We start from the raw sequence: 5,311 nt of genomic DNA, 5'->3' as shown, positions 1-5,311 counted from the left end.
GAGCGCCGGCGGCACGGCACTGTCCACCGCGGAGCTGACCCCTGCCGGGCTGCCGCACGACCGCGAGTTCATGCTGGTCACCCCCGGCGCGGTCGGCCAGGCGGACTACGCGGCGGCCAACGCCTTCCTCGACGCGCTCGCGCAGCACGCCGCAGCCAAGGGCGATGGGCCCGAGATCGTATCGGTGAACTGGGACGCCTGGCAGGACGCGGGCATGGCCCAACGCCACCTCGGCGGCGAACCCGCCCCCGAATCCGCATCCGAACACCGGACCCCGGTGGACCACCCCCTCCTGCGCGCCCGCCTCGAACGGGACGACGCGCACGCGGTGTACGACTCCCACACGGTGTACGACGCCTCCGTCGGAAGCGCGTCGTCCTGGCTGGTGGACGAGCACCGGATGCTCGGCGACCCCGTCGTCCCGGGCACCGGCCACCTCGAACTGGCCCGCGCCGCGTTCGCCGACCTGACCGGCGAGGAGCGGATCGAGCTGCGCGACTTCCGGTTCGCGACCCCGGTCGTCCTCGACCAGGACGGCGACCGCGAGCTCCGCGTGGTCATCGACCGGCACGGGACGGCGGCCGCTCACGTCACCGTCATCGGCCCCCTTCCGGGGGACGGCGGGTCCCGCTGGCAGGTCCACGCGGCCGGCGACGTCGCGTCCTTCGCCGACCCGCCGCCTCCGGACCGTCCGATCAGTGACCTGACCGGCGGCATGCGCGACCTCGGCCTGCCCGAGCTCACCGGCCTCATGGCCTTCGGCGGTCGCTCGCAGTGCCTCCGCCGCGTGTGGGAGGGCGACCGGGAGGCGCTGGCGGAGCTGGTCCTCCCCGACGCGTTCCTGGACGACCTCGACCGCCTGCACCTGCACCCCTCGCTCCTCGACCTCGCCGCCGGGTTCGTCGGGACGCGCCTCGCCGAGACGTTCCGCATCCCGATCGCGTACGGACGGCTGCGCGTCCACCGCCCGCTCACCCGCCGTGTCTTCAGCCACCACCGCTACGCCGAGGACGACCGTCCGGAGAACGAGACCCGCACGGCCGACATCACCCTCTACGACGAGGACGGCCGCGTCCTGGTGGAGATCGAGGACTTCGTCCTCAAGCGCGTCGCCGACCTGCGGCGCACCCTGGACGACGCCCGCACCGGCACCGGCATCCGCACGGACGCCGCGTTCCTCGAATACACGCCGCCTCCCCGGAGGACGGCGTCGCCGGGGGGCCCGCTCGCGCGGCACCTCGCCACCGGACTGAGACCCGCCGAGGGCGCGGACGCCCTTCGCCGCCTCCTCGCGGCCCGGATCGGCCCGCAGGTGGCGGTCGCGACCAAGGATCTCGACCTGATCGCCGCCGACATCGCCGCCTCCGCCCTCACGCCCGGCGGTGGCGCGGACGGCGCGGACGACGCGGGCCGACCGGCGCCGCATCCCCGGCCGAACGTCCGCACCCCGTACCGTCCGCCCGCCGACCCGCTCCAGGAGAAGCTCGCCGCGCTCTGGCAGGACCTCCTCGGCATCGACCGGATCGGCGTGGACGACGTCTTCTTCGAGCTCGGCGGCCATTCGCTGCTCGGCCTGGAGATGGTCAACCGGATCGGCCGGGACCTCGGCCTGACCGTTCCGCTCGGCGCGCTGTTCGAGGCCCGCACCGTGGCCCAGCTCGCCGCCCTGCTGCACCGCGAGGCGGAACCGGCCGCCGAGCACGAGACCCGGGAGGACTGATGGGGTTCACGACGGTCGGCGTGGTGGGCGCCGGCGTGATGGGGACCGGGGTGGCCCAGGCCGTCGCCCAGGCCGGGATCGGCGTCGTGCTGGTGGACACCGGCGACGACGTCCTCGAACGCGCCCGGCGCAAGGTCGACGAGGGCCTGCGCCTGCACCGCCTGCTCGCGCGGAGCGGGAAGGACGCCGGGCCGGTGCCGGACCGCGCCGAGGTCCACCAGCGCATCGAGTACACCACCGACCTCGGCGCGCTCGCCCGCGCCGACTTCGTCGTCGAGAACATCACCGAGGACGCCGACCTCAAGCGGCCCGTGTACGAGCGCCTGGACGAGGTCTGCGCGCCCGGGACGGTCTTCGCCGCGAACACCTCGGTCATCCCGATCACCGCGATCGGCGCGATGACCGGCCGGCCGGACGCGGTGCTCGGCATGCACTTCATGAACCCCGTCCCGATGCGCCCGATGGTCGAGGTCATCCGCGGCCACCACACCTCCGACGCCACGGTCGACCGCGGCAGGGCCCTGCTGGACGCGCTGGGCAAGGAGGCCGTCGTGGTGGCCGACTCGCCCGGGTTCGTCACCAACCGGGTGCTGATGCTGACCGTGAACGAGGCGGCGTTCCTGGTGCAGGAGGGCGTGGCGGACGCCGCGCAGGTCGACCGGCTGTTCCGGGAGTGCTTCGGGCACCGGATGGGGCCGCTGGAGACCGCCGACCTGATCGGCCTCGACACGATCCTGGCGTCCGTCGAGGGGCTGCACACCGCGTTCGCCGACAGCAAGTACCGGCCCTGCCCGCTGCTGCGCCGGATGGTGGCCGCCGGGCTGCTCGGCCGCAAGAGCGGCCGGGGCTTCCACGTCTACGACCACGCGAAGTGAGGAACGATGGACGACGTCCGACCCCGAGTCCGCGAGTTCCTGGCCCGGTACATCCGGGGCTGGGAGGTCGCCGACGACGAGGACATCTTCGCCGCCGGGCACGTCAACTCCCTGTTCATCATGCAGCTCGTGCTGTTCGTCGAGAACGAGCTCGGCCGCGAGGTGCGCGACGAGGACCTGGTCCTGGCGAACTTCAGCACGGTGGACGCGATCGCCGCCCTCGCCGCCGGCCGCCCGGAGGCGGTCGGCGGATGACCGCGCCCCACAACGCCGCCGACACCGCGCCCGACACCAGTGCCGACAGCGCCGCCGACCTCACCGGGGCCCAGCGGGCGGCCCGGGCGGAGTTCGCGGCGTTCGCCGACGACCACCTCGTCCCGTACGCGGACCGCTGGGACCGCGAGGAGCACCTGCCCCGCGACGTCGTCGAACGGCTCGCGAAGGCGGGCCACCTGGGCGCGGCGGTCCCGGCGCGGTACGGCGGCGCCGGCCTGGACGCCGTCACCCTCGGGCTGCTGCACGGCGAGGCCGGCCGCGCGTGCTCGTCGGTCCGCAGCCTGCTCACCGTGCACAGCATGGTCGCGCACGCCCTGGACCGCTGGGGCACGGCCGAGCAGCGGCGGCACTGGCTGCCGCGGCTGGCGGACGGCACGACCCTCGGCGCGTTCGCCGTCACCGAGCCGGACGCGGGCAGCGACCTCGGGTCCGTCACCACCGCCGCCCGCCGCGACGGCGACGGGTACGTCCTGTCCGGGCTCAAGCACTGGATCACCTTCGGCCAGTACGCCGACCTTTTCCTCGTGCTCGCCCGCCTGGACGGAGGGGGGCACGCCGCCTTCCTGGTCGAGCACGACCGGCCCGGCCTGGACGTCCGGCCCATGACCGGCGCGCTCGGCACCCGCGCGTCCATGCTGGCGCGCGTCCGCCTGGACGGCTGCCGCGTCCCGGCCGCCAACCTCGTCGGACGGCCCGGGTTCGGCCTGTCCGCCGTCGTCGCGACCGCGCTCGAACTCGGCCGCTACAGCGTCGCCTGGGGATGCGCCGGCCTGGCCGAGGCGTGCCTGCGCGCCGCGCTCACCCACGCGGACGCGCGCCACCAGTTCGGCGGGCCGCTCAACGGGCACCAGCTCGTCCAGCGGATGCTCGCCGACATGGCCACCGGCGCGACCGCCGCGCGGCTGCTCTGCCTGCGCGCCGGACGGCTCCGCGAGGCGGGCGACCCGGCCTCGGTGCACGCCACCTGGATGGCCAAGTACTTCGCGTCCACGGTCGCGTCCCGCGCCGCCGGGGACGCCGTCCAGATCCACGGGGCGCGCGGGATCGGCCCGGACGCCCCGGTCCAGCGGTACCTGCGCGACTCCCGGGTCATGGAGATCATCGAGGGCAGCACCCAGGTGCAGCAGGTCGTCCTCGCCGAGTCCGCCTACCGGATGTTCCCGCCCGAGACCGAGAGGAAGAACGGATGACCGCCGACCAGGCGAGCCCGGTCCGCACGCTGAAATGCGTCGTCTGGGACCTGGACGACACCCTGTGGGAGGGGGTGCTGCTGGAGGGCGGCGGCGCGCGGCTGCGGCCGGGCGTCGCCGAGGTGCTGCGCGCCCTCGACGAGCGCGGCATCCTGCACTCGGTCGCCAGCCGCAACGACCCGGACGCCGCGCTGGCCGCCCTGGAGCGGCTCGGCGTCGCCGACTACTTCCTGCACCCGCAGATCGGCTGGGGCGCCAAGTCCACGTCCGTCGAGGCCGTCGCGAAGGCGCTGAACATCGGCCTGGACGCGATCGCGTTCGTGGACGACGACGCGTTCGAGCGGGGGGAGGTCGGCTTCCAGCTACCGCAGGTCCGCTGCATCGACGCGGCGGACGCGGCGGACCTCGCCGGCCGTCCCGAGTTCACCCCCGGGACGGTCACCGCCGACGCCCGCCGGCGGCGCCTGATGTACCGGGCCGAGTCGCGGCGGCAGGAGGTCCAGGAGCGCTTCGACGGACCGGCCGAGGAGTTCCTCGCCACCCTGGACATGCGCCTGGTCATCGCCGAGGCCGGACCGGACGACCTGCGCCGCGCCGAGGAGCTGACCGTCCGCACCCACCAGCTGAACACCACCGGCCGCACCTACTCCATGGCCGAGCTGGACGCCTTCCGAACCTCGCCGGACCACCGCCTCTACGTGATGCGGCTGGAGGACCGGTTCGGCCCCTACGGCACGATCGGCCTCACCCTCCTGGAGCAGGACGGCTCGGACTGGACGATCCGGCTCCTGCTGATGTCCTGCCGGGTGATGTCGCGCGGTGTCGGCGGCGTCGTCATCACGTTCCTGCGCCGCCTCGCCCGCGACGCCGGGGCCCGGCTGCTCGCCGAGTTCGTCCCGAACGGGCGCAACCGCATGATGTTCGTGACCTACCGCTTCAACGGCTTCGCCGAGACCGCCCGCGACGGCGAGACCCGGCTGCTGGAGTGCGACCTGGCCGACGTCCCGCCGTACCCGGACCACCTGCGGGTCGACACCCCCGGCGGCCGCTGATGCCGCCCGGACCGCGACCGGCGCGCGCCGGCGACCAGGTGTGGACGGGCCGGGCGCGCGGCGTCGGCTCCACCGTCGGGCTGGTCACGCGCCGGCCGCGCCCGGACGCGGCGGTCCGGCTGCTGTGCTTCCCGCACGCGGGCGGCGGCGCGGCGGCCTACGCGGGCTGGCCGGACGCGCTCGGCCCGGACATCGAGG

At 74.8% G+C, this 5,311-nt stretch carries 5 protein-coding genes and 1 pseudogene; all 6 read left to right on the top strand.

Annotation, left to right across the window (positions count from 1 at the left end):
• The coding region (locus AB0J52_RS26215; protein ID WP_500184939.1) for a polyketide synthase dehydratase domain-containing protein at nt 1–1,720 on the top strand (1,720 nt) is incomplete at its 5' end.
• The gene (locus tag AB0J52_RS26210; protein WP_500184938.1) at nt 1,720–2,595 is read left to right on the top strand and encodes a 3-hydroxyacyl-CoA dehydrogenase family protein; all 876 of its coding nucleotides are present in this window, start codon (nt 1,720–1,722) and stop codon (nt 2,593–2,595) included. The genes AB0J52_RS26215 and AB0J52_RS26210, both read left to right, overlap by 1 nt.
• Nucleotides 2,596–2,601: 6 nt before the next feature.
• Nucleotides 2,602–2,850, top strand: a complete 249-nt coding sequence (locus AB0J52_RS26205) for an acyl carrier protein (RefSeq protein ID WP_500184936.1) — start codon at nt 2,602–2,604, stop codon at nt 2,848–2,850.
• A complete protein-coding gene (locus AB0J52_RS26200; RefSeq protein ID WP_500184935.1) occupies nt 2,847–4,061 on the top strand; it encodes an acyl-CoA dehydrogenase family protein in 1,215 nt (404 codons plus the stop codon). The genes AB0J52_RS26205 and AB0J52_RS26200 overlap by 4 nt, the downstream gene beginning before the upstream one ends.
• Complete coding sequence (locus tag AB0J52_RS26195) at nt 4,058–5,113, top strand: HAD-IIIC family phosphatase (protein ID WP_500184933.1); 1,056 nt, start codon at nt 4,058–4,060, stop codon at nt 5,111–5,113. The genes AB0J52_RS26200 and AB0J52_RS26195 overlap by 4 nt, the downstream gene beginning before the upstream one ends.
• A pseudogene (locus AB0J52_RS26190) lies at nt 5,113–5,311 on the top strand (hypothetical protein); the annotation flags it as partial. The gene AB0J52_RS26195 and the pseudogene AB0J52_RS26190, both read left to right, overlap by 1 nt.

The sequence above is a fragment of the Spirillospora sp. NPDC049652 genome, from assembly GCF_040675125.1.
Classification (GTDB): Bacteria; Actinomycetota; Actinomycetes; order Streptosporangiales; family Streptosporangiaceae; genus Spirillospora.
Note: the sequence above shows the minus strand (reverse complement) of the source record. Positions and strands in the feature narration are given on the sequence as shown.